24 protein-coding genes are annotated in these 21,513 nt (G+C 66.7%); 5 read left to right on the top strand and 19 right to left on the bottom strand.

Going from position 1 to position 21,513, the window contains the following annotated elements; genetic code table 11:
- Window positions 1–37 precede the first annotated feature (37 nt).
- Genes RBB34_RS10445 through RBB34_RS10435 form a run of 3 tightly spaced genes read left to right on the top strand, consistent with a single transcriptional unit; the run spans window position 38 to window position 1,765 of the window.
- Window positions 38–556 (top strand): phosphate-starvation-inducible PsiE family protein, encoded by a 519-nt coding sequence (locus RBB34_RS10445; RefSeq protein ID WP_306119163.1) that lies wholly within the window; start codon window positions 38–40, stop codon window positions 554–556.
- 16 nt (window positions 557–572) lie between these two features.
- On the top strand, window positions 573–779 hold the full coding sequence (locus tag RBB34_RS10440) for a DUF2905 domain-containing protein (protein ID WP_346432535.1): 207 nt from the start codon (window positions 573–575) through the stop codon (window positions 777–779).
- 11 nt (window positions 780–790) lie between these two features.
- A complete protein-coding gene (locus RBB34_RS10435) occupies window positions 791–1,765 on the top strand; it encodes a LysR family transcriptional regulator (RefSeq protein ID WP_306119157.1) in 975 nt (324 codons plus the stop codon).
- On the opposite strand, the gene RBB34_RS10430 is transcribed toward RBB34_RS10435, so the two are convergent.
- The 11 genes from RBB34_RS10430 to trbB are packed head-to-tail and all read right to left on the bottom strand — an operon-like array spanning window position 1,677 to window position 11,241.
- On the bottom strand, window positions 1,677–1,934 hold the full coding sequence (locus RBB34_RS10430; protein ID WP_306119156.1) for a DUF2274 domain-containing protein: 258 nt from the start codon (window positions 1,932–1,934) through the stop codon (window positions 1,677–1,679). The genes RBB34_RS10435 and RBB34_RS10430 overlap by 89 nt on opposite strands.
- A 3-nt stretch (window positions 1,935–1,937) precedes the next feature.
- A complete protein-coding gene (locus RBB34_RS10425) occupies window positions 1,938–3,155 on the bottom strand; it encodes a TrbI/VirB10 family protein (protein ID WP_306119155.1) in 1,218 nt (405 codons plus the stop codon).
- Complete coding sequence (gene trbG / locus RBB34_RS10420) at window positions 3,152–4,174, bottom strand: P-type conjugative transfer protein TrbG (protein ID WP_306119154.1); 1,023 nt, start codon at window positions 4,172–4,174, stop codon at window positions 3,152–3,154. The genes RBB34_RS10425 and trbG overlap by 4 nt, the downstream gene beginning before the upstream one ends.
- A complete protein-coding gene (gene trbF, locus RBB34_RS10415; protein ID WP_306119153.1) occupies window positions 4,171–4,860 on the bottom strand; it encodes a conjugal transfer protein TrbF in 690 nt (229 codons plus the stop codon). The genes trbG and trbF overlap by 4 nt, the downstream gene beginning before the upstream one ends.
- Window positions 4,857–6,155 carry a P-type conjugative transfer protein TrbL gene (trbL, locus tag RBB34_RS10410; protein ID WP_306119152.1) on the bottom strand — a complete coding sequence of 433 codons (1,299 nt, stop codon included), beginning with the start codon at window positions 6,153–6,155 and terminating at the stop codon, window positions 4,857–4,859. Before trbL ends, trbF begins: the two co-directional genes overlap by 4 nt.
- Window positions 6,156–6,159: 4 nt before the next feature.
- Entirely contained in the window at window positions 6,160–6,444 is a 285-nt protein-coding gene (gene trbK-alt / locus RBB34_RS10405; RefSeq protein WP_306119151.1) for a putative entry exclusion protein TrbK-alt, read from the bottom strand.
- A 2-nt stretch (window positions 6,445–6,446) separates the two neighbouring features.
- Window positions 6,447–7,202, bottom strand: a complete 756-nt coding sequence (gene trbJ, locus RBB34_RS10400) for a P-type conjugative transfer protein TrbJ (protein ID WP_306119150.1) — start codon at window positions 7,200–7,202, stop codon at window positions 6,447–6,449.
- The gene (gene trbE / locus RBB34_RS10395; RefSeq protein WP_306119149.1) at window positions 7,199–9,670 is read right to left on the bottom strand and encodes a conjugal transfer protein TrbE; all 2,472 of its coding nucleotides are present in this window, start codon (window positions 9,668–9,670) and stop codon (window positions 7,199–7,201) included. The genes trbJ and trbE overlap by 4 nt, the downstream gene beginning before the upstream one ends.
- Before the next feature lie 4 nt (window positions 9,671–9,674).
- Window positions 9,675–9,944, bottom strand: coding sequence for a VirB3 family type IV secretion system protein (locus RBB34_RS10390; RefSeq protein ID WP_306119148.1), 270 nt, complete (start codon window positions 9,942–9,944; stop codon window positions 9,675–9,677).
- On the bottom strand, window positions 9,944–10,231 hold the full coding sequence (locus tag RBB34_RS10385) for a TrbC/VirB2 family protein (protein WP_306119161.1): 288 nt from the start codon (window positions 10,229–10,231) through the stop codon (window positions 9,944–9,946). Before RBB34_RS10385 ends, RBB34_RS10390 begins: the two co-directional genes overlap by 1 nt.
- A gap of 38 nt (window positions 10,232–10,269) precedes the next feature.
- Window positions 10,270–11,241 (bottom strand): P-type conjugative transfer ATPase TrbB, encoded by a 972-nt coding sequence (trbB, locus tag RBB34_RS10380; RefSeq protein WP_306119147.1) that lies wholly within the window; start codon window positions 11,239–11,241, stop codon window positions 10,270–10,272.
- A 142-nt stretch (window positions 11,242–11,383) separates the two neighbouring features.
- Here trbB and RBB34_RS10375 point away from each other — a divergent pair, with 142 nt between their 5' ends.
- Together RBB34_RS10375 and RBB34_RS10370 are read left to right on the top strand one after the other, a co-directional pair.
- Window positions 11,384–12,262, top strand: coding sequence for a LysR family transcriptional regulator (locus RBB34_RS10375; RefSeq protein ID WP_306119146.1), 879 nt, complete (start codon window positions 11,384–11,386; stop codon window positions 12,260–12,262).
- Between the two features lie 90 nt (window positions 12,263–12,352).
- On the top strand, window positions 12,353–13,219 hold the full coding sequence (locus tag RBB34_RS10370; RefSeq protein ID WP_306119145.1) for an SDR family NAD(P)-dependent oxidoreductase: 867 nt from the start codon (window positions 12,353–12,355) through the stop codon (window positions 13,217–13,219).
- Window positions 13,220–13,296: 77 nt separating this feature from the next.
- On the opposite strand, the gene RBB34_RS10365 is transcribed toward RBB34_RS10370, so the two are convergent.
- The 8 genes from RBB34_RS10365 to RBB34_RS10330 all read right to left on the bottom strand — a co-directional run bounded on the left by RBB34_RS10365 (window position 13,297) and on the right by RBB34_RS10330 (window position 21,383).
- Window positions 13,297–13,713: a CopG family transcriptional regulator gene (locus tag RBB34_RS10365; RefSeq protein WP_306119144.1), complete on the bottom strand. Its 417-nt coding sequence runs from the start codon at window positions 13,711–13,713 to the stop codon at window positions 13,297–13,299.
- A gap of 11 nt (window positions 13,714–13,724) precedes the next feature.
- Window positions 13,725–15,722, bottom strand: a complete 1,998-nt coding sequence (locus RBB34_RS10360; protein ID WP_306119143.1) for a conjugal transfer protein TraG — start codon at window positions 15,720–15,722, stop codon at window positions 13,725–13,727.
- 23 nt (window positions 15,723–15,745) lie between these two features.
- Window positions 15,746–17,506: a DUF3363 domain-containing protein gene (locus RBB34_RS10355; RefSeq protein WP_306119142.1), complete on the bottom strand. Its 1,761-nt coding sequence runs from the start codon at window positions 17,504–17,506 to the stop codon at window positions 15,746–15,748.
- Window positions 17,507–18,048: 542 nt separating this feature from the next.
- A complete protein-coding gene (locus RBB34_RS10350; protein WP_306119160.1) occupies window positions 18,049–19,137 on the bottom strand; it encodes an IS110 family transposase in 1,089 nt (362 codons plus the stop codon).
- Window positions 19,138–19,363: 226 nt separating this feature from the next.
- Window positions 19,364–20,125 carry a lytic transglycosylase domain-containing protein gene (locus tag RBB34_RS10345; RefSeq protein ID WP_306119141.1) on the bottom strand — a complete coding sequence of 254 codons (762 nt, stop codon included), beginning with the start codon at window positions 20,123–20,125 and terminating at the stop codon, window positions 19,364–19,366.
- 3 nt (window positions 20,126–20,128) lie between these two features.
- Window positions 20,129–20,641, bottom strand: coding sequence for a S26 family signal peptidase (locus tag RBB34_RS10340; RefSeq protein ID WP_306119140.1), 513 nt, complete (start codon window positions 20,639–20,641; stop codon window positions 20,129–20,131).
- The gene (locus RBB34_RS10335; RefSeq protein WP_306119139.1) at window positions 20,638–21,102 is read right to left on the bottom strand and encodes a DUF2840 domain-containing protein; all 465 of its coding nucleotides are present in this window, start codon (window positions 21,100–21,102) and stop codon (window positions 20,638–20,640) included. The genes RBB34_RS10340 and RBB34_RS10335 overlap by 4 nt, the downstream gene beginning before the upstream one ends.
- On the bottom strand, window positions 21,099–21,383 hold the full coding sequence (locus tag RBB34_RS10330) for a helix-turn-helix domain-containing protein (RefSeq protein ID WP_306119138.1): 285 nt from the start codon (window positions 21,381–21,383) through the stop codon (window positions 21,099–21,101). The genes RBB34_RS10335 and RBB34_RS10330 overlap by 4 nt, the downstream gene beginning before the upstream one ends.
- Between the last annotated feature and the right edge of the window lie 130 nt (window positions 21,384–21,513).

The raw sequence follows: 21,513 nt of genomic DNA, 5'->3' as shown, positions 1-21,513 counted from the left end.
GGGCGGCGGGCGGAGGGTTTCTTGAATGGCGACGGACATGGAAGAGACAGAACGTAGGGATCTGGCCGAGCGGTCAGCCCTCGCCGGGTGGTGGGCGCTGCCGATCTACGAAAAGTTCGAGCAGGCGGTCGTTTATGTGCTGACCGCGCTGATCGCCGTGGTGGTCATCGCGGCGGTGTGGAACCTTTTGACGAGCGTGATCGGCGGTCTGATTCTGGCCGGCTCGTTCGATCCGACGGACCACCGGGTCTTCCAGTCGGTGTTCGGCATGATCCTGACCGTCATCATCGCGCTCGAGTTCAAGCGCTCGATCCTGGTGGTCGGCGAGCGCCAGTTTGGCATCGTGCAAGTGCGCGCAGTGATCCTCATCGGCCTGCTCGCGATCGTGCGCAAGGTCATTGTCCTTGACCTCGGCGAGATCGATCCGAGCAAGCTTCTCGCGCTCGCCGCCGGCAGCCTGGCGCTGGGCATCGTCTACTGGCTGGTGCGCGATCAGGATCGCAAGGAACGCGAGGACGTCGCCACTCGCATCGACGATCACAAGCAAACCGTTTGATGATGGATACAGTGCAATGGAGATCGGCCGCGTTCTCGTAACCCTGGGCGTTGTGCTCGTCGTTGCCGGGCTGTTGTGGCCGTGGCTGTCGAAGCTCGGACTCGGCCGCCTGCCTGGAGATATCGTCATCGAGCGCGAGACCATGCGCGTCTACATACCTATCGTGACTTCGCTCGTGATCAGTGTGGTGTTGAGCGCGATCTTGTGGTTCCTCGGACGCTGAGAGAATCGCAAATGTCGAGAAAACGGCACACTGAGCAGAATATCACCGTGGAGCGCTTGGAGTTCCAGGATCTCAAGGTCTTGCTTGCAGTCGCCGAGATCGGAAGTTTCCGTCAATCAGCGCTCCATCTCAATCTCGGTCAATCGGCAGTCTCCCGCCGAGTGCAAAAACTTGAGAATGCGCTCGGAGTATCGCTGTTCGAACGACGTCCCACGGGCGCTCGCCTGACCCGGGCCGGGTCGTCTTTCGCAGCGCGTGCGCGTTCGGTTTTCAACGATTTGCATCATGCAGTCGACACCGCCCATGCTGCAGGGATGGGCGGAGATGGCACGCTCAATGTAGGCATGATCGCATCTCTGTCGCGGGGAGCGCTTCGGGACGTTGTCGCCGAGTACGCAGCCAATCATCCAGGGGTGAATATCGGATTTGTCGAATCCGAGCGAGGCGAGCTGTTGACATTACTCAGCCACCGGCAATTGGACGTTGTAATTGCGTCTGGCGAGTTTCCAGAAGTCCACGGTGACAGCGCCTTGCTGATCGAAGAACCAATCTACATCGCTCTGCATGACGAAGGCCTGCTTGCGGAGCGAAGCCGCCTGGCTTGGGACGAAGTCAGGGAGGCGCATTTCCTTGTCAGCGCGACCGAGCCGGGCCCGGAGATTCACGACTACCTAATTCGCCGATTAGCGCGGCTGGGACGACGGCTCCATGTGACCCGTCACAGGCTTGGCCGCGAGGGTATCATGAACCTTGTTGGTCTCGGGCTCGGGGTCAGTCTGGTCGCTGATCACTGGCGGGGCGTCCGCTATCCGAACGTGAAATTCGTTCCAATCGGCGACGAAGATGAACGAGTGCCGTTCTCATTGGCTTGGCGCCCCGACAACGACAACCCGGCGCTCAGGCGCTTTGTGAGCCTGGCGCGGGTCCACGCGAAACGGAACGCTTCTCCTTCCGCAGCTTCGCAAAGGCCCGATCCGTCGCCATGAAGCGCGCCAGCATGGGCGCGATCAGCTTGGCGGGTTCGTGGGTCTGGCCAGTCTCGCGGGCGAGCGCTTCCCCATAGGCGACAAGATCGCGGTGAACGCCGGCCGGCAGGTCCAATGTGATCTTGACCGGCTTGTCGTCGGGAATGGGTCCAAGTTTCAGTTTCGTCATCGATCAGCTTTCATAGGGTTCGAGGATCAGGTCGCGGGTGACCATGACCCGGACCGGGAAACCGGGGCGGATGGTCAGGGTCGGGGGTACGGTGAGCTGACGGCGGACGATCTCGTCGCCGGCGCGGCCGACCGTGTCTTGGGCGCCGTCGCGGATCGCCTCGGCGATTTCGTTGTCATCGTCTTGGCCGAGCTCCAGACCGATATTGAGGATGGTCGCGAGCCCGGCGGCGCGCAGGAGCTGGCCCCAGTGATAGTCGACGCCGTCCTCGAGCCCGGCGTAACCGGCTTCATCGGCGCCGGGCTGGCGTTCCAAGACGATGGAGCGTCCGTTGGGCAGGATCATCCGGGTCCAGACCAGGAGCACGCGACGCTGGCCGAAGGCGACCCGGCTGTCATATTCGCCGATGAGCCGCGCGCCTTGCGGGACCAGCAGGAAGCGCCCGGTCGGGCTGTCATAGATATGTTGTGTGACCTGGGCGGTGATCTGGCCGGGCAGATCGGAGCGCAGGCCGGTGACAAGCGCGGCCGGGATCACGGAGCCGGCCTGGAGCACGTAAGGGCTGACCGGATCGGTGAGACGCTCGCCGCTGATCGTGCGCCTGTCGACGGGCTGGGTGAGAAACGCTTGTCGCTGTTCGACGGCGTCGGGCTCCGGACCAGACTGCGCAACCTTTGGAAACACTGTCTGCGGATCGATCTGCGGGCCGGTCGGCGTTGCGGCGTCCAGCAGGCCGTCGCTTTCGGCGGTGCTGGCGTCATGGAACAGCCGGCTGAGGCGCGCCGCCTCCTGCTCCTGCAAGCGCATCTGCTCTTCCGGGTCCATGGCGGGACCAGGGGCGACCGGCGCGACCGGAACCGGCTCGCCGCGCTCGCGCGCCGCCAGCACCGGCCGCCCGAGCTCTCCGGGCAGCGGCGGGCCAAGCTGCGGGACCTGGCTGTAATCCTCCGGCAGCGACAGCAGCTCATCGGCGGTCGGAACGCGTTCGGTGTTGAAGAGCTCCGCCGGTCCGTCGCCGCGCTTCGGGTCCTGCAGAGCGACGATCAGGATCGCACCGAGGCTCAGGCCGCCGACGGCGGCGAGGACGCCGAGCGTTTTGCGGGACAGACGTATGACGCGCGGCGGATCCGGCCGCAGGCGCAGCTCGGCCGCGATGTCCGTTTCGGGACGCGGGCCAGGCCGGATCTCCTTCTCGTCCCGGCCGTCGCCAGACTCGCTCATGAGTCCGCTCCGTCATGGCGGTGCGGCGCGCGCCGCACGCCGTCGGTGCGGACGATGCGCACCACCTGCTGACGATCGCCGAGACGCAGTTCGGCGGCGGCGAACAGACGGTCGACGATGATGTAGTTGCGGCGGATGCGGTAATTGACGAGCTGGCCTTCGCCTTCCGGTCCGATGATGAAGAGCGGCGGCATCTCGCCCTGACCGACGCCGCGCGGGAACTCGATGAAGACCTGCCTTCCGTCGTCGAAGGCGCGGCGCGGGCGCCAGGGCGGCCGGTCGCCTTCGATCCGGTAGCGGAACCGGAGACTATCGAGGGCGACGTCGCGACCGATAGGCAGCGCCGCCTCGGCGTCGGCGTTGCCGCGACGCAGTGCGATCAACTCGTCTTCCGGGTAGCGCCAGGACACCGACGCCATATAGGCGCTCGGATGCGCGCGAAGCTCCAGATGATAGGTCCGGCGGTCGGTATTGATGACGAGATTCGTGACAATGTCTGGCCGGGTCGGCTTGACGAGGATGTGCGTGCGCTGCGTGTCGCCGGCGCCGCTGATCGTGTCGCCGATGATCCAGCGGGCCGTGTCGCCGGCCGCGATCGGACCGTTGCCGACGAGGCTTTCGCCGGGCTGGAGGGCGATGTCAGTAACCTGTCCGGGGGATGAGTAGACCTGATAGAGCGCCCCGGCGCTGTAGGGATAGAGCTGCACAGCGTTGATGAAACCGTCGCGCACAGGTTCTATGCGGGCTGCGGCATTGGCCTCTTCGATCCGCTCGGGCGGCTCGCCGGCTTCGGCGAGCGGTCCGCCGTCCTCGACCGACATGAGCTGTCCGGGCAGCGGCAGAGGGACCGGCCGCTCGACCACTTCGACCGGGCGGGCGGGTTCGGGCAGAAGCGTCGCCTCGATGGGCGGTTCGTCATACTCGATCTGGGGCGGCCGGAACGTGGAACATCCGGACAGCACCGTTGCTGCAAGCAGGATCGCCGGAAGCGCCGCCGAGCGTAGGTTCGTGTTTCTCATTGGGCGCTCTCCCGTGACCAGTTGATGGCGTGAACGAAAATGCCGAGCGGATTGCTGCGCAGGCGCTCTGCGTCGCGCGGCGGCTGGATCGCGATGGTGAGGATCGCCGTCCAGCGCTCGGTGACGGCGAGCTGGCCGTTCTCATAGCGGCGCTCGATCCAGGCGACGCGAAAACTGTTGTCGGAGGCGCGGATGACGCTGGAGACCTCGACGGAGATCTGCGTCTGGCCGACGCGCGCGAAGGGATCGTTGACGCGGGCGTAGTCGTTAAGCGCCAGGGCGCCGCGATCGGTGGTGAAGTCGTAGGCGCGCAGCCAGTTCTGCCGCAGCACGATCGGATCGGCCGGGACCTGCCGGACGTTCTCGATGAAGCGGGCCAGGTGGAAGGCGATCTGCGGATCGGTTGGCCGGTAGTCAGCGGTTGCGGGCGCCACGGCTTGGGCCTGTCCCAGCTCGTCGACCTCGACGACATAAGGGACGATGGTCCCTTGCGTCGATTGCCATACCAGCGCGACGGCGAGTCCACCCGAGAGCGCGAGGCAGCAGAAGGCCATGAGCCGCCAGTTGCGCGCTTGAACCCGCGCCGAGCCGATCCGCTCGTCCCAGGCTTGCGCGGCCTTCTGATAGGGCGTGACCGGCTCGGGCCTCGTGGCGTAGCGGACGCTGGGGCGTTTGAAGAGGCTCATGGTTTCTCCGAGAGACTGACCGACGTGCCCGCGCCGCCATGGTCGCCCGAGCGAACGACATGGGCGGCCGTGGCGACGCCGTGGTGCATGGCTTGCTGGCGCTTGAGACGCCGCGCCCACGCGGGCGGGCCGTCATTTGACGTCCCTGGGGCGGACGCTGGCATCTCCGGCGTGTTCGAGAACTTGCCGCCGGTCGCGGCGAAGGCGGCCCGCGATCCGGCCTGATAACTGTCGGACATGGCCCGCTTCAGCGGGCTGACGACTGCGCTCATCCCGGCCCTGCCGACGTTTGCGAGACCAGCGGCGACCCCGGATGCGCCGCCGCCAGCGCCAGAACTGCCGAGGCGGTAAGCGGTCGAAGCGCCGCCGGCGACAGCAGCCGCCCCACGCGCGCCTGCTCCAACCGCTCCGGCGGCCATGCCGCCCGCCATGGCGCCGCCAACAGCGAGACCGCCCGCCGCGAGACCCGTGCCCACCGCGGCGCCGGCGCCGAGCTGCGGCCCGCCGGAGACGATGCCGTTGGCGATACCGGGGCCGAAGATCCCGAGCGCGAGCAGCGAAAGCGCGGCGAGCACGACGGCCATGGCGTCCTCGATGGTCGGCTCGCCGCTGAAGCCGGCGGTGAACTCGCCGAAGATGGTCGAGCCGATCCCCACGATGACCGCGAGCACCAGGACCTTCACGCCCGAGGAGATGACCAGACCAAGCACCCGCTCGGCCATGAAGGCGGTCTTGCCGAACAGGCCGAAGGGCACGAGCACGAATCCGGCGAGCGTCGCCAGTTTGAATTCGATCAGGGTGACGAAGAGCTGGATCGCCAGGATGAAGAAGGAGAGCAGGACGATCACCCAGGCGAACATGAGGATCGCGATCTGGATGAAGTTCTCGAAGAAGGAGACGAAGCCCATCAGTTCGCCGATGGCTTCGAGCAGCGGCCGTCCGGCGTCGAGACCCACTTGGGCGATTCGGCCGGGCTGGAGCAATTCGCCTGAGGACAATCCGCCGCCGGACGCGATCAGGCCGAGACCGGCGAAGCTCTCGAAGACGATGCGCGCCAGGACGTTCCAGTTGCCGATGATGAAGGCGAAGATGCCGACGAAGAGCGTCTTCTTGACGAGCCGCGCGATGATGTCGTCGTCCGCGCCCCACGCCCAGAACAGCGCCGCCAGCGTCACGTCGATGACGATCAGCGTCGTCGCCAGAAACGCGACGTCACCGCCCAGAAGCCCGAAGCCTGAGTCGATGTAGGACGTGAAGACATCCAGAAAACGATCAATGACGCCCACGCCCTCCATTTTCCTACTCCTCGTCCCTGCCGTCGCCGGCCTCGCGCGTCGGCGTGAAGAAGGGGCGGCGGTTCTCGGCCCAAGCCGCCTGACAGACGGTGTCGGTTGCGAGGTCTTCCGGCTTGATCGCGCGGCAGCGCATGAGTTCCGCGCGCAGCGGATCGCCTTCGAGCGTCGCCGGCGCCCGACCGGATGGCGGCGTCGCGCTGTCGGTGAGTTCGATCGCGGCCATGAGCGCCGCGATCCCGCCCATGCCGATGGCGATCAGCCGCAGGATCGTGTCGGGGCCGGCGCGCACCCTCAGCCCCCGAACATCCGGACGGTCGTGGGCTCGTAGCCCGTACCGTAGTCGAGGAACTGGCTGAGATTCTCGCGCGCTTGGGCCTCGGCCGATGCGCGCCGCGCGGCTTCGAGCGCCTGGGCGCGGTTCTGCGCGGCGATGGCGGCGGTGAGGTCGGCGATCTGCGTTGATTGCAGGGCGAGAAGCTGATTGCCGGCCTGGGCGGCCTGCAGCGCGCCGGTCGCGCCCTGGCTCTCGGCGACGAGCGCCTGCATCTCGGCGCGGGCGTCCTCGATATTGCCGACGACGCCGGCCTGAACGCGCAGCGCGTCCTCGAACGAAGCGACGGTGTCGGCCCAGCGCTCCCGGGCGCCCTGGACCATCGCATCATGATCGCCGGCCGCGGCCGCATCGCCGTAGCGTTCAGAGAAGGCGCGCTCGATGTCGGCGACATCGTGCGCGATGCGCTGCGCCTCTCCAAGAAGTTGCTGCGTGCGCTGAACGGAGGCCTGCAGCTCAGCGAGCGACGAATGGGGCAGGCTCGCCAGGTTGCGCGCCTGGTTGATCAGCATCTGCGCCTCGTTCTGAAGCTGCGTGATCTGATTGTTGATCTGTTCGAGCGCGCGGGCGGCCTGGAGGATGTTCTGCGCGTAGTTGGCGGAGTCGAAGACAGGGATGGCGTAGGCCGGCGGCGCCGAGAGCGTCGATACGCCGGCGATCGGCAGGGTGAAGGCGGCGGCGGCAAGCAGCGCGCCGCGCAGGCGTTGAGAGGTCATGGTCGGGTCTCCTTCTCTTGGGTGGCAGGTTCGGCGGAGGTTGTTTCGGCGTATTCACTCGAGGCCAGAAGCTCGGCGGCCCAGTCGAGGCCGCGACGCTGGAGCCAGGCGGCGGCGAAGCCGCCTGACCCATGCTCGGTGAGCACTTCGGTGATGGCGTTGTGATCGGTCTTGGAAGACGCGGCCGTGAAGGCGAGCGCGACTTCGCCGAGGCCGAGTTCGAACAGCCGGTTGCCGCGCCGGGATTGGGCGTAGTAGTCGCGCTTCGGCGTCGCGCGGGCGAGGATCTCGATCTGCCGGTCGTTGAGCCCGAAGCGCCTATAGATCGCCGCGATCTGCGGCTCGAAGGCGCGTTCGTTCGGCAGGAACACTCGGGTGGGACAGCTTTCGATGATCGCCGGGGCGATATTCGATCCGTCCACGTCGGACAGCGACTGGGTGGCGAAGACGACGCTGGCGTTCTTCTTGCGCAGCGTCTTCAGCCATTCCTTGAGCTGGCCGCCGAAGGTGGCGTCGTCGAGGGCGAGCCAGCCTTCATCGACGATGATCAGGCTCGGCCGTCCGTCGAGACGGCCCTCAATGCAGTGGAAGAGATAGGCGAGAACAGCCGGGGCCGCAGCCGTGCCAATCAGCCCTTCGGTCTCGAACGCCTGCACATCGGCGGCGCCCAACGCCTCATGCTCGGCGTCGAGCAACCGGCCGAACGGCCCGCCGATGCAATAGGGTTGCAGCGCGCGTTTGAGGTCCTGCGATTGCAAAAGGACGGACAAACCCGTCAGCGTGCGTTCCTCGACTGGCGCGGAAGCGAGCGAGGTCAAAGCCGACCAGAGGTGATCCTTGGCACCCGGATCAATCGTCACCCCTTCGCGCCCAAGCAGACCGGCGAGCCAGTCCTGCGCCCAGCTCCGTTCGGCCGCGTCGTCGATTCGGGCGAGCGGCTGCAGCGAGACCGCATCCTCGGCCTCGGAGAGCGCGCCCGCGAGATCTTCGAAGTCGCCGCCCATGGCGAGCGTCGCGCAGCGGATCGACCCCCCAAAATCGAAAGCGAAGACTTGGGCGCCCGGATACCGCCGGAACTGCAACGCCATGAGGGCCAGGAGGACGCTCTTGCCCGTGCCCGTAGGTCCGACGATCAGCGTATGGCCGACATCGCCAACATGGGTGGAGAAGCGGAACGGCGTGGCGCCCTCCGTATCGGCGAAGAACAGCGGCGGTCCATCGAGATGGTCGTTGTGCGCCGGCCCGGCCCAGACCGCCGAGAGCGGGATCATGTGGGCGAGGTTCAGGGTGGAGATCGGCGGCTGGCGCACATTGGCGTAGAGATGGCCCGGCAGCGATCCGAGCCAGGCTTCGACCGCGTTGAGGGTTTCCGCCATGCAGGTGAAGTCGCGACCCTGGACGATCTTCTCGACGGCTTTCAGTTTGGCTTCGGCGCGGCGTTCGTCCTCATCCCACACGGTCGCGGTGGCGGTGACGTAAGCGGCGCCGACGATGTCCGACCCGAGTTCCTGCAACGCTTCGTCCGCATCGACCGCCTTGTTGGCGGCGTCGGAGTCCATGAGCGTCGAGGCTTCGTTGGTCATCACCTCCTTGAGGATCGCGGCGATGCCCTTTCGCTTGGCGAACCATTGCCGGCGGATGCGGGTGAAGAGCTTGGCCGCGTCGGTCTTGTCGAGGCAGATGGCGCGGGTCGCCCAGCGATACTCGAAAGCCTGACCATTGAGCTCGTCGAGCAGGCCCGGCCATGTCGCGGTCGGAAAGCCGACGATCGTCAGCGTCTTGAGATGCGTCTCGCCCAATCGCGGCGCCAGACCGCCGACGAGACCGCAATCGGCGAGCAGCGCGTCGAGATACATCGGCGTCTCGGGGACGCGCACGCGCTGGCGGTGCGTCGAGATCGTCGAATGCAGATAGGTCAGCGTCTCTTCGTCGGAGAGCCACGCCGCCGCCGGCATGAAACCGTCGAGCAGCCCGAGCAAGCTATCTGTGCGGCCGATGAAGCTGGTCAGGTGCTCGCGCGGATCGGCGCCGCCGTTTTCCGCGCCCTCATAGAGCCAGCGCTCTGCGCGGCTCGTATCGTCGGCCGGCGGCATCCAGACCAGCGTCAGGAAATATGCGCTCTCGAAATGCGAACCGGCTTCTTCGAATTGCGCGCGACGTTCGGCGTCGACGAGAGCCGAAACAGGATCGGGAAATTCCGAGAGTGGATAGTCGCGTGCGGGCACGCGTTGTGCTTCGACGAACACCGCCCATCCCGATCCGAGCCGGCGGAAGGCGCTGTTGAGCCGGCCGGCCGTGGCGACCAGCTCGGCCGGTGTCGCGGAGTCGAGATCGGGTCCCCGAAATTGCGCCGTGCGCTGAAGACTGCCGTCCTTGTTGAGGACGACGCCCTCAGCGATCAGCGCCGCCCAGGGGAGGAAGTCGGCGAGCTTCGAAGCTTTGGAGCGATATTCGGCGAGACGCATCATCGGCTCACGCCTCGAACCAGGTCGGGAAGCGCAGATGCCGGCGCGTGACGTCGACGATGTCCGGGTCACGCTTGGCCGCCCAGACGGCCAGGAGATGCCCGACCAGCCAGAGCAGCAGGCCGACGATCCAGAGCCGGAGCCCCAGGCCGACGGCGGCCGCCAGCGTGCCGTTGGCGATGGCGATCGCCCGAGGCGCGCCGCCGAGCAGGATCGGCTCGATCAGCGCTCGGTGGACCGGCGCGGTGAAGCCGGGGATGTCGGCGCCGCCCTCCATCAGACCAGCGCCCCGCCGCCGAAGTCGAAGAAGGTCAGGAAGAAGGACGACGCGGCAAACGCGATCGAGATGCCGAACACGATCTGCACCAGCCGGCGAAACCCGCCACTGGAATCGCCGAAGGCGAGCGTCAGCCCGGTGATGATAATGATGATTACGGCGACGATCTTGGCGACCGGCCCTTCGATCGATTCGAGGATCGCCTGCAGCGGCTCCTCCCAGGGCATGCCGGAGCCGGCCGCATAGGCGGGATCGGCGATCAGGAAGCCGAGCACGAGCGCTGTCAGGTAATAGGGCCAGCGCGGATAGAGGATTGATGTTCTGGTCACTGAGGGTCTCCTTTTGTGTGGCTGAGGGCGTAGTCGCCTTGGGGGTCGAGGCCGGTGACGCGGGCGAGTTCGGCGAGGCGTCGTTCAGCGCCGCGGCCGGCGAGCACGGCGACGAGATCGATGGTCTCGGCGATCAGCGCGCGCGGGACGGTGACGACGGCCTCCTGGATGAGCTGTTCGAGACGGCGCAGCGCGCCGACGGCGGAGCCCGCATGGATCGTCCCGACGCCGCCCGGATGGCCGGTGCCCCAGGCTTTCAGGAGATCGAGCGCCTCGGACCCGCGCACCTCGCCGATGGGGATGCGATCCGGGCGCAGACGAAGCGACGAGCGCACGAGATCGGAGAGCGTCGCAACCCCGTCCTTGGTGCGCAACGCCACCAGATTGGGCGTCAGGCATTGCAGTTCGCGTGTGTCCTCGATGAGGACGACGCGGTCGGAGGATTTGGCGACCTCGGCGAGCAGCGCGTTGGTCAGAGTCGTCTTGCCTGTGGACGTGCCGCCCGCGACGAGGATGTTGCGACGTTCGGCGACGGCGACGCGCAGCGCGTCCGCTTCGGCGTCCGACATGATCCCGGCGGCGACGTAATCGTCGAGGGTGAACACCGCGACGGCCGGCTTGCGGATCGCGAAGGCAGGTCCGGCGACGACCGGCGGCAAAAGGCCCTCGAACCGCTCCCCCGTCTCGGGCAGTTCGGCGGAGACGCGCGGATTGCCCGCATGCACCTCGGCGCCGACATGGTGGGCGACGAGGCGGACGATCCGCTCGCCGTCGGCAGGCGCCAGTCGCTCGCCGGTATCCGCGAGGCCTTCCTGAAGCCGATCGAGCCAGAGACGGCCGTCCGGGTTCAGCATAATCTCGACGACGGCAGGGTCGTCGAGCCAGGCGCCGACATGCGGCCCGAGCGCGGTCCGGAGCATGCGGGAGCCGCGCTTGATCGCTTCTGTTCTGAGAGGTTGGACGGTCATTGGCGGCCCCGCAATTGCTTACGGGGTCGATCAAGAAGACCGCTATCGGGCGTGGATCAACAGAGTCGAAGGCGTAGTAGTGCAATGGCGGGAGAAGACAGGGTATTGCGCAATCGACAAAGGCAGTCAGTGTTGGTGATCGATGATTGACCTGAGACAGCTCCGTCAGTTCATAGCCGTCGCGGAGGAACTTCATTTCCGCCGTGCCGCTGAACGCCTCAACATGTCCCAACCACCGCTCACCGCCACCGTCCGACGGCTGGAGGAGGAGATCGGTGCGGAACTTCTTGAACGCGGCAATCGCGTGATCCGATTGACACCGGCCGGCAAGGCCCTGCTTGAACATGCGCGCCTGACCGTCGAGCAGGCGGACTTTGCGGTCGTCGCGGCCCAGGATGCTGCTGCCGGGCGCACAGGCACGCTCCGCCTGACCTATGTCGGGAGCGCCATGTATGGTCGATTGGCAGAGACGGTGCGCGCCTTCCGCCGTAGCTTTCCCGCCGTTCGGGTTGAATTGAGGGAAGCGACGACCGCCGCACAGGTGACGGCGTTGCGTGAAGGCGTGAGTGACCTGGCCGTGCTCTTGCCGCCGCTGCCGGACGACACCGGGCTGCGGATGAACGAGTTCGACGAAGACCGGTTCGCCATCGCCCTCCCTGCGGCGCATCCGCTGGCCGCGAAGGGCGAGGTCGCACTCTCGGATCTCGCCGACGAGCCGTTCGTAATGTGGCCGGCGGCGGAAGGCCGGGGCTTTCATCACCAGGTCATCCAGCTCTGTAGTGCGGCGGGTTTCGTGCCCGAGGTCGTGCAGGAGGCGCACCAAATGCATGGCGTTCTCGCCTTGGTCGCCGTCGAGATCGGCGTCTCGGTCGTGCCCGCCAGCATGATGGGCTTCCGCGCTGACGAGATCGTCTACAAGCCCATGGAGATGGCGGGATCGGACTTCACGCTCCTCCTCTGTCGTCGCGATGGACCGCTCGGCGCGGCCGCGCAGAATTTTCTCGATATGGCATTGCGATAGGTGAGATGTATCGTACCCTCACTGCTTTCGTATTGGACGGATCGTAGGACCGTCGCCAACTGTCTCCTCAAGAAGACGAGGAGACGAACAATGATCAATTTCGAGAACCGCGTCGCCGTCATGACCGGAGCCGGACGTGGCTTGGGCTATGCCTATGCCGAACTCCTCGCCCGGCGCGGCGCGGGCGTCGTTCTTCACGATGTCGGCGCCGACAAGGACGGGAGGTCCCTTGATGCCTCTGTCGCCGAAGCGGCCGCCGCGCGACTGCATGCACAGGGCTACGATGTTCGCGCGGCGAGCGGTCCGATCGACAGCCGGGAAGGCTGCCGGGCGCTTATCGAGGAAGCCGTATCGGCCTATGGACGCCTGGACATCCTCATTCACAATGCCGGTTGGGTCGGCTATCAGGAAATCGAGGAACTCCAGCCGGACTTTCTCGCCCGGATGACCGCCCTCGGCGTGGAAACGCCGCTATGGCTGGCGCAGGCTGCCTGGCCATACATGAAGAGCCGTGGCTACGGACGCATCCTCCTCACAACCTCGGACCGGGCGCTCTATCCCGAACATGTGCAAAAGGGGCTTGCCGCCTACGCCGCGTCGAAGATGGCGATCGTCGGCATTACAAACGTGCTCGCGAGCGAGGGCGAACCTCACGGTATCCTCGCCAACGCCATTTCACCGGTCGCGAAGACGCGGATGTGGAGCGTCGACGGCGAGCCCGACGAGCTCCGTCCCGATGCTGTCGCGCCGGGCGCGGTCTTTCTTGTGTCGGAAGACTGCCGCGCCAGCGCCTGGGTGCTCCGCGCCAGCAACGGACAATTCCATGCGGTAAAGGCATCCGAAGCCGAGGGCGTCGACTATCCGCGCGATCTGCGCGCCGTAAGTGCGGAAACCCTCGAGACGGTTGCCGAGGCATGGGAGAAGATCGCACTCGGTCTGCCAGAGGCAAGGCATTGAGAACAGTTACTCCGCACATCAGAACTGCGTTCGACATCGACCCGACGCATGGTCAGAGGGAGAACCAAAGAAGCTGGTCAGCCTTTTCCGGGCTCAACTTCCTCCGATACCTCCTTCACCAGCGTCCCGCCCCTCGCCAACCGCCGGCCGAGCGCCTCAACGAACCCCTCATAGCGCTCACGGCCCTTGGCTTGGGCGGCGTCGCGCATCGTATCGGGCAGCGGCGGCGTGGTGGTGAGCCAGAACTTGACGAACAGCGCGACAGCTTCAGTGGAGATGGTGACGTCGCGTTCCAGGCGTTCGATGGCGCGGGTGTGCCGGTCGAGTCGGCGGACGATGGCGGCTTCGCGCTGATCCGCGCCGTCAGGCGAGAGGTAGGAGGCGAGCGCGGCTTCGACGATCTGCGACTTCGACACCTTGCGCCGCGCCGCGAGACTCTCCAGCTCGGCCGTCAGCGTGGGATCGAAATAGACGTTGAGGCGGTCCTTCTTCATCCCGGTCCCTCTCAAAGCTCAATGCCGTCTTCCGGATCGAGCGACGCCTGACGCGCCACGCCGCGAAAGCGGTCCTGGAGTTGCTTCGCGCGCTGGGCCTCGTCATCGGGTTCGTCATCGAGCGAGGCGAACTCCTCACGCGCAGGCGCCGGACGTTCCGGCGCGATGTCCTCGTGCTCAGGAATTTCGGGCTCGCGCCGAATGCCGCCATCGTCATCTGCCCCCTCACTCGTTGAAGCGGCAGGGCTCGGAGCGATTGGCGATGCAAACGACCAGTCATCTTCGTTGGCCGTAAAGCCCATCCCGGCAACTCCGCGACAGGCCGGCGGCGGCAGAATACGGGCCTGCAATTGCGGGTCTTTGAAATAGCGCGCTTTCTGGGCCCGGATCGGCGGCGCGCCGGAGACAAGCACCAACTCCTCGTGGGGCGGGAGCTGCATGATCTCGCCCGGCGTCAGAAGCGGCCGCGCGGTCTCCTGACGTGAGACCATGAGATGACCGAGCCAAGGGCTGAGCCGGTGTCCGGCGTAATTCTTCATCGCCCGCATCTCGGTCGCCGTACCCAGTGCGTCCGACACGCGCTTGGCCGTGCGTTCGTCGTTGGTGGCGAAGGCGACGCGCACATGGCAGTTGTCGAGGATCGCGTTGTTCTGGCCGTAGGCCTTCTCGATCTGGTTGAGCGACTGGGCGATCAGGAACGCCTTCAATCCGTACCCGGCCATGAAGGCGAGCTGGCTCTCGAAGAAGTCCAGGCGGCCGAGCGCGGGAAACTCGTCGAGCATCAGAAGCAACCGGTGGCGGCATTTGGCGTGTAGGTTTTCGGTCAGTCTGCGGCCGATCTGGTTGAGGACGAGGCGCACGAGCGGCTTGGTCCGGCTGATGTCCGACGGCGGCACGACGAGATAGAGCGTCGCCGGTCTGTCGCCTTCGATCAGGTCGCGGATGCGCCAGTCGCAGCGGCTGGTCACCTTGGCGACGACGGGATCGCGATAGAGGCCGAGAAAGCTCATGGCGGTCGAGAGCACGCCGGAGCGTTCGTTTTCCGACTTGTTGAGAAGCTCACGCGCCGCCTGGGCGACGACCGGATGCGGCCGGTCGCCCAGATGCGGCGTCTTCATCATCGCCGTCAGGGTCGCCTCGATCGGGCGGCGCGGATCGGAGAGGAAGGCGGCGACGCCGGCAAGCGTCTTGTCGGACTCGGCGTAGAGGACGTGGAGGATCGCGCCGACCAGGAGCGCATGACTGGTCTTTTCCCAATGGTTCCGGCGTTCGAGCAGACCTTCGGGATCGACCAGGATGTCGGCGACGTTCTGGACGTCGCGCACTTCGCTGTCGCCGCGCCGGACTTCGAGCAACGGATTGTAGGCGGCGCTCTCCGGGTTGGTCGGATCGAACAAAAGTACCCGGCTGAAGCGGGATCGCCAGCCGGCGGTGAGCTGCCAGTTCTCACCTTTGATGTCGTGGACGATCGCAGACCCCGGCCAGGTCAGAAGCGACGGCACGACCAGCCCGACGCCCTTGCCGGATCGTGTGGGGGCGAAGCAGAGCACGTGCTCGGGACCGTCATGCCGGAGATAGTTTCGGTCAAACCGACCGAGCACCACGCCGTCAGGGTCGAGCAGACCGGCCGCCTCCACGTCCTTCGTCTCGGCCCAGCGCGCCGAGCCGTAGGTGGTGACGTCCGAGGCCTCCCGCGCGCGCAGCACGGACAGGAAGATGGCGACGACGATCGACATGATGCCGCCGGCGCCGGCGATGATCGCGCCCTCGACGAAGACCCGCGGCGCATAGGCGTCGTACCAGTACCACCACCAGAAGAAGGCGGGCGGGATATAGACCGGCCAGCCGAAGACCGAGAACCAGGGCTCGCCGAGTTCGGGCTGGAAGCCGAGCCGCCAGGCGGTCCACTGCGTCGCAGCCCAGACGAAGAGCAGTGCGACCAGGCTGACGATCAATATCTGGCCCCAGAGGATCTTGGTGGCCGGGGATTGGACGTTGCGTTTCGTCATGGGCGTTTTCTCCGGTCAGCGGCTCAAAGCGTCAGGCCGCGCTTGCGGCCGAGCGACCAGTCGACGCCGCCGCCCGGGGTCATCGTGCCGGTCACGCTCTGGCCGAGATGTTTTTCGAGTTGCGGCTTCCAGGGGACGAGTTCGAAACCCAATCCGTTGTCGAGCATGGCGAAGCGGGCCGAGGCGAGATCGAGGCGCTGGCGATAGACGCCGGTGACCGTCTCGCCGTCGCCGCTCTTCTGGCGCTTCAATCCCGTCTCGGATTCCAGCTTCGCGGCGGCGGCCGCGAGGTCTCGCTCGCGCAGCGTCTTCAAAAGATCGCGGGAGAAGCTGACGCGGCCGCCCTGTCGTGTGGCGAGGCCCTCCGTCTCCAGATGATCGATCCGCCGTTCGAGGGCGACGGACACCTCAGCGCCGAAGCCGCCTTGGCTGAGCGGGGCGCGCTCGCGTGCGAGCTGCAGCCGGTCGAGCCAGGTCGCGCCGTCGGCCGACACCTGCGCGTCCAGCGTAATGTCGGACCGGCCGACCAAAGAGAGGCGCGGACGGTCGCCTTCGCGCGATCTCCAACTCCGCGACTCGACGATCCCGCCGACCGGCGTATCCCCCGTCATGTCGAGATCGGAAAAGCGCAAGTGATGGACGCGGCCATCGACGCCGTCGATGACGGCGTAGGCCTCGCCCTTCAGCTCGTCATGCAGGCCGCGATCGACCAGCCGTCCGAGGATCGGTTCGGCCGGGTCGGCCTGGATGGCGAAGTCGGCGAGCGGCCGCTCGGCGCCGCTTCCCATCGCGCGGTGCATGGTCTTGATGATGTCGCCGCGCGTCGCGAGATCGCGCAGCGTCTGCTCGGCGCCGGGCTTCATCGTCCAGACCGCCGGGGCGAGCTTCTCGACGACGCCGAGCCGTTCGAGCGTCTGCGCGCGGCCGATCAGGCGCCGACGCAGATCGGGGTCTTGCGGTTCGGGCGAGCCGGGGCGCAGGTCTGCGACGCCCGCATTGTCGTCAGCAAGGCTACGCAGCGCTTTGTCGAGGCCTGTCCAGCGTTCGGCCGTCACCTCGGCGTCGAGACCGGCGGCGATCTCGCGCTCGCTGCGCGGCCCGAGCTCCAGCGTCACCAGTTCTTCGGCGCGGGCGCGAAAGCCGCGGCTGATATAGTCGCGCGAGATGACGAGGTCTTTGCCGTCGTCCGCCTTGCCGCGCACCAGAACATGGATGTGCGGATTGTCGGTGTTCCAGTGATCGACGGCGATCCAGTCAAGCCCGGTTCCAAGGTCGCGTTCGGCTTGGTCCATGAGGTCACGCGTGAATGCGCGCACGTCCTGCATCGATCCGGCGTCCTCGGGCGAGATGATGAAGCGGAAATGATGCCGATCGTCCTCGCAAGCCGACGCGAACGCCCGCTCATCGGCCGCGTCGCCGTCCCGATCGAACATCGCCGCATCCCGGCCGTCGCGGGTGACGCCGTCGCGCTTCAGATAAGCGATGTGTTTGGCGAGCGGCGCGGAGCGGTAGCGGGCGCCGCGATGGCGGACGATCCGCGCCTTGATGACGACGCGCCGCCCGGTGCGGGAAAGCCCTCGAGTTGCATTGACAAAGTGGCCGCGGCCGAAGCGTGAATTGCCGCGGCCATGATGCTTCGCGCCGTTGAAGCGATGGCCGGTGTGCCCCGCCTTCTTCGCCGCGCGCATAACCTGGCCGACGAAGCTCTTGGCCTTCTGGCCGCGGGCGCCGCGGTCACGAATGCGCCCCGGTCTGATGCGGAGGTCGTCGTCGCGATTGCTCATGCAGTCCGCCCCCGTTGAAGATGGGCGGCACGGCAAAAGTGCCGTAAAAGCAGGACATAAGCGGTGTGGACGGCACTGCGGCCCCTCGCGAGGCAGGCAAAAACATCAACAACAACAACACCGTAGCGCCGGTTGGCGCGCGGGCTTTTATCTCGCCCTCTTATTCGGTGTCGATTTTCTGCAAGTCTTCGCCATCGCCATTTCTCCTTCATAGCAGTAAGTGGCACGCTATTCGACGCTATAATGCGAAGTCCCGCCAAGTCGTCGAGATCAGGTACGCCGTGCACTCTTCCGCGCTCATCGACGGGGGGGTTTGGCTGCACTGGGGCAGCGCGCGAACCGTCGCGGCGCATGTCGCTATCGGATTTACGGGGCAGCATCACAGGCACTCGTGCGCGGTCCTGATCCCTCCATCGAGGGACCGGCCGCAGGCAAGATATCGTGCTTCCCGTTTTCCTGGTCTGTACCATCTCTCATCCGCCTGAGCGGACCTCCTCAAGCGCGTCCGGCGTGCAGCCGATGCGCGTGTTGACCGTTCAACTTCATGATTGCGCCTTGCACAGCCGCTGCACTTTCGCAGCGTTCCAGGCGTCGACGTCGGGCTGTTCGGCTGACGGATCGCCGACGTAGAACGTGCCGTCCCGCCACATCGCATGCATCACCACGGCGAGCTTGCGGGCGACCGCCACGCGCGCCTTTGCATGGCATTTGCTCTTCGCCAGCTTCAGCCCCCAGCTCTTGATGAGATCGGTTCCCTTGAACCGTGTCAGCAGCGCCGAGGCGGCCTCGTAGAGCGCGCGCCGCACGTCGGGATCGCCCGCCTTGCTGATGCGGCCCTTGACGTCGATCGAACTGCCGGACTGCCATCGCTTCGAGGTCAGGCCGAAGTACGCGGCGACATCGCGCGAGCGGCGGAAGCGCGAGGGATCCTCGATCGCGCTGGTGAAGCTGAGCGCGGTGATCGGGCCGACCCCCGGGATCGTCATCAGCCGCCGGCATAGTTCGTCGCGCATCGCCAGCTGCGTCGCCAGCTTGTGCAGCGTGAGATACTCGATCCACAGCGCATGGCGCGCACGCAGCATGCAGTCCATCAGCCCGGCGATCATCGGATCGCCCGCGACCGCCTCGCGCACTGCCTTCTCCATGCCGCCGCGGCCGACCTTGCCGAGCCGTATGCCGAACGCCTTCAGCGAGTGGCGGATGGTGTTCTCGAGGTCGAGGAACTTGCGCTTGAGGTTGCGGCGCTGGGTCAGCAGGAGCCGCACCCGGTAAGCCGCTTCGGTTTTGATATGCGCCTGGCGGAACCAGCCGGTGCGCATCAGATGCGCGATCCCGAGTGCGTCCGCGGCGTCGGTCTTGTTGCGCTGGGCGCCCATCGAGGCGCGCACGTGCCGCGTCTCCAGGCACACCGCCGGAAGCCCGGCCGCGACCAGCTCGGGCTGCAGCCAGGGCGACAGACTGCCCGCTTCATGGCCGACCCGCTTCAAGCTCGCCATCCAGGGCGCGAGCACCTCCACAATCGCCGCCGGGTCGGTCGCCACCGACGCCCGGCACAGCACCTCGCCATGCTCGTCGACGACGCAGATCGCCGTCTCGTCGATCGATACGTCCAGTCCTGCAAAGGTGCTCATCGCTTGTCTCCTGCGCTTGCGTTTGGGTGCACAGGACGCTGCGGGCGCAGCGATATGATCGCAAGGAAACAACGCGTCCGCGGGCGCTTCTGCAACAGCCGGCGCATCGCGCAAGTCCCCGCCGAATACGGCGGCACTCCCGCAATTGTTCCACGGTCCGTCCGCCGCACTCCTTCCGGGACTGCGAGAAAGCACGACAGCACGCGCCGAACTGCGAACAGGCCCTTCATCGCGATTCCCCCGCGCCTGAGCGCACGAACAGGCCGTTCGGGTTGGCAATTGAAGGCGGCGCGTCGGCATTCCGGGCGCGACGTGGCGTTGGTTCCGCGGCTGCCCCTTCGGCACCCGCATTGCCGCCCGAGCGCGGGTCGAGCCGCGCAACGAACAGCGCTGCGGCGCGCCAGTCTGCGGTCAGCACCGGCGCTTCTACCTGCAGCGGCGCTGCGGATGAGCCGCTGATCAGCGGCGTGAGCGCCGCCATATAGGCCCTTGTCTCGCGCGGCAGCGGACGTCCGGTCGCGAGGTGCTCGGCGTATCGGGCCGGTCCCGCATTGTAGGCCGCGAGGAAGCCCGGCGAGCCGAAGCGGTCATACATCTCGCGCAGGTATGCTGTGCCAGCGAGGATGTTGTCGCGCGGGTCGAACACGTTCGCGCCAAGGCCATGGCGCGTGCGCAGCTCGGCCCAGGTCGCCGGCATGATCTGCATCAGACCCATTGCCCCGGCTCGGCTGACCGCGCGCGGATCGCCCGCACTTTCGGCCTGCATCACGGCCCGGATCCAGCGCTCGGATATGCCGAACCGCGTCGAGGCTTCGGCGATGAAACCGTCGAGGGCAGTTGCTCGGACGGTGGCTCGCTGGTCAGCCGGTGTGCGGTCGGATGGCTCTGCGAGCGCGGTCGGCGCGGCGGCGAGCAGCAGCGCCGCGACCGCGAGGCGGGTAGCGGGGGCGACAATAAGGCGACGGCCGGAAGGCGGCAGGGTGCGCATCGCTCAGCCCTCCCGCGTCCAGATCAGCGTCGCCCGACCGATGATGGTGTCGGCGTCAAGCGGCCCGAAATACCGCCCGTCGAGGCTCGCCGGATGGTCGACATTGAGCAGGAAGACCTCGCCATCGCGGAGCTTCCGGCAGCCCCGCCATCCTGGCAGCGGGCGGTTAAGCCGATCGCGCAGTTGCGCCTCGGCGACGGCTTGGCCATCGATGATGATCGTCGTGCCCTCGCGGCAGACCTCGCTTCCCGGCAGCGCGGCGACGCGCTTCAGAATCGGCGCGTTCGGGCCGAGATAGCCGTTCTCGACCAGCCAACGGCCAAGCGGTTCGGGCGGACGCACGGCGACGAGATCGCCGATGTCCGGACGCGCGATCGGGGTGATCGCGTAGAAGCCGACCGGCACGCTGGTCGACGCGTTCCAGACGAGGACAGGGTCGCTCCGCACGACGGCGGACGCGCCGATCAACGCGAGCGCAGCGCCCATTGCGAGCAGGGTCTTTCGTGCGCGGATCATGCCGTCACCGCGCGCCGCTTGAGCCAGGCTTCGTGCCGCAGGTCGGTGTAGGCGCGGGGGCTAAGACCGGTGGTCAGGCGGTTGTGGACGTGCCGCCAATGGTCGGGACAGACATCCTCCGGCGCGAGCCCGAGCGCCTCGACCTGATCGATGGCAAGCAGCGCCGCTTCGACCTTCGGCCAGCCGGAGATCCGCAGCAGCATCTCGCCGCCGGGGGTGACATGCGGGACCGTCGAACAGCGCTCGCCGGGGTGGACGACGCGCAGGATGTCGATCCGGCTTTCGACGGTGCCGTAGTCATTCGATGACCAGCGAACGAACGCAAAGACACTGCCCGGCTCGAAGCCGACGGTGCTTTCGGAGCGGCTTCGAATGGTCTCCTGGACGATCCGGCCGAAGCGGATCCAGCGTTCGATCCGGCCCTCGATCCACAGGAGATCGACAGTCGTGCGCGCGCTCATGACCGGCTCTTGTCGGCATAGGCCGGCGAGATCGCCGCATGGCGCTTGGCGGGCAGCACGGTGTCGCCGGTGTCGTCCGAGGTCGAGGTCTTCTCGCCGCGGCCGACCCAGGCCTGCAGATCCTCGATGGCGTAGACGACGCGTCCGCCGATCTTGGAATAGCGCGGGCCGGTGCCGTAGGTGCGGTGCTTCTCCAGCGTCCGGCCGGACAGGCCGAGGAAGCGGGCGGCTTCGGGGGTTCTCAGATAGCGCGGCGGTAGGCCGGCATTGGGATCGGGCATGGGTAGCGCCTCCGGTGCTTGCGCCGCGCCGCGGAAGGCGGCCGGCTGTCGGAGGTCAGACAAGCGGATGAGGGAGGCCGGGAGGGATGACGAATTGCGCGCGGCGAAATCGTCACCCCCGCGCGGCGGG

It is taken from the genome of Roseitalea sp. MMSF_3546 (genome assembly GCF_030732865.1).
Classification (GTDB): Bacteria; Pseudomonadota; Alphaproteobacteria; order Rhizobiales; family Rhizobiaceae; genus Roseitalea.
The sequence above is the reverse complement of the archived record's forward strand: the minus strand, read 5'-3'. Positions and strand labels throughout refer to the sequence as shown.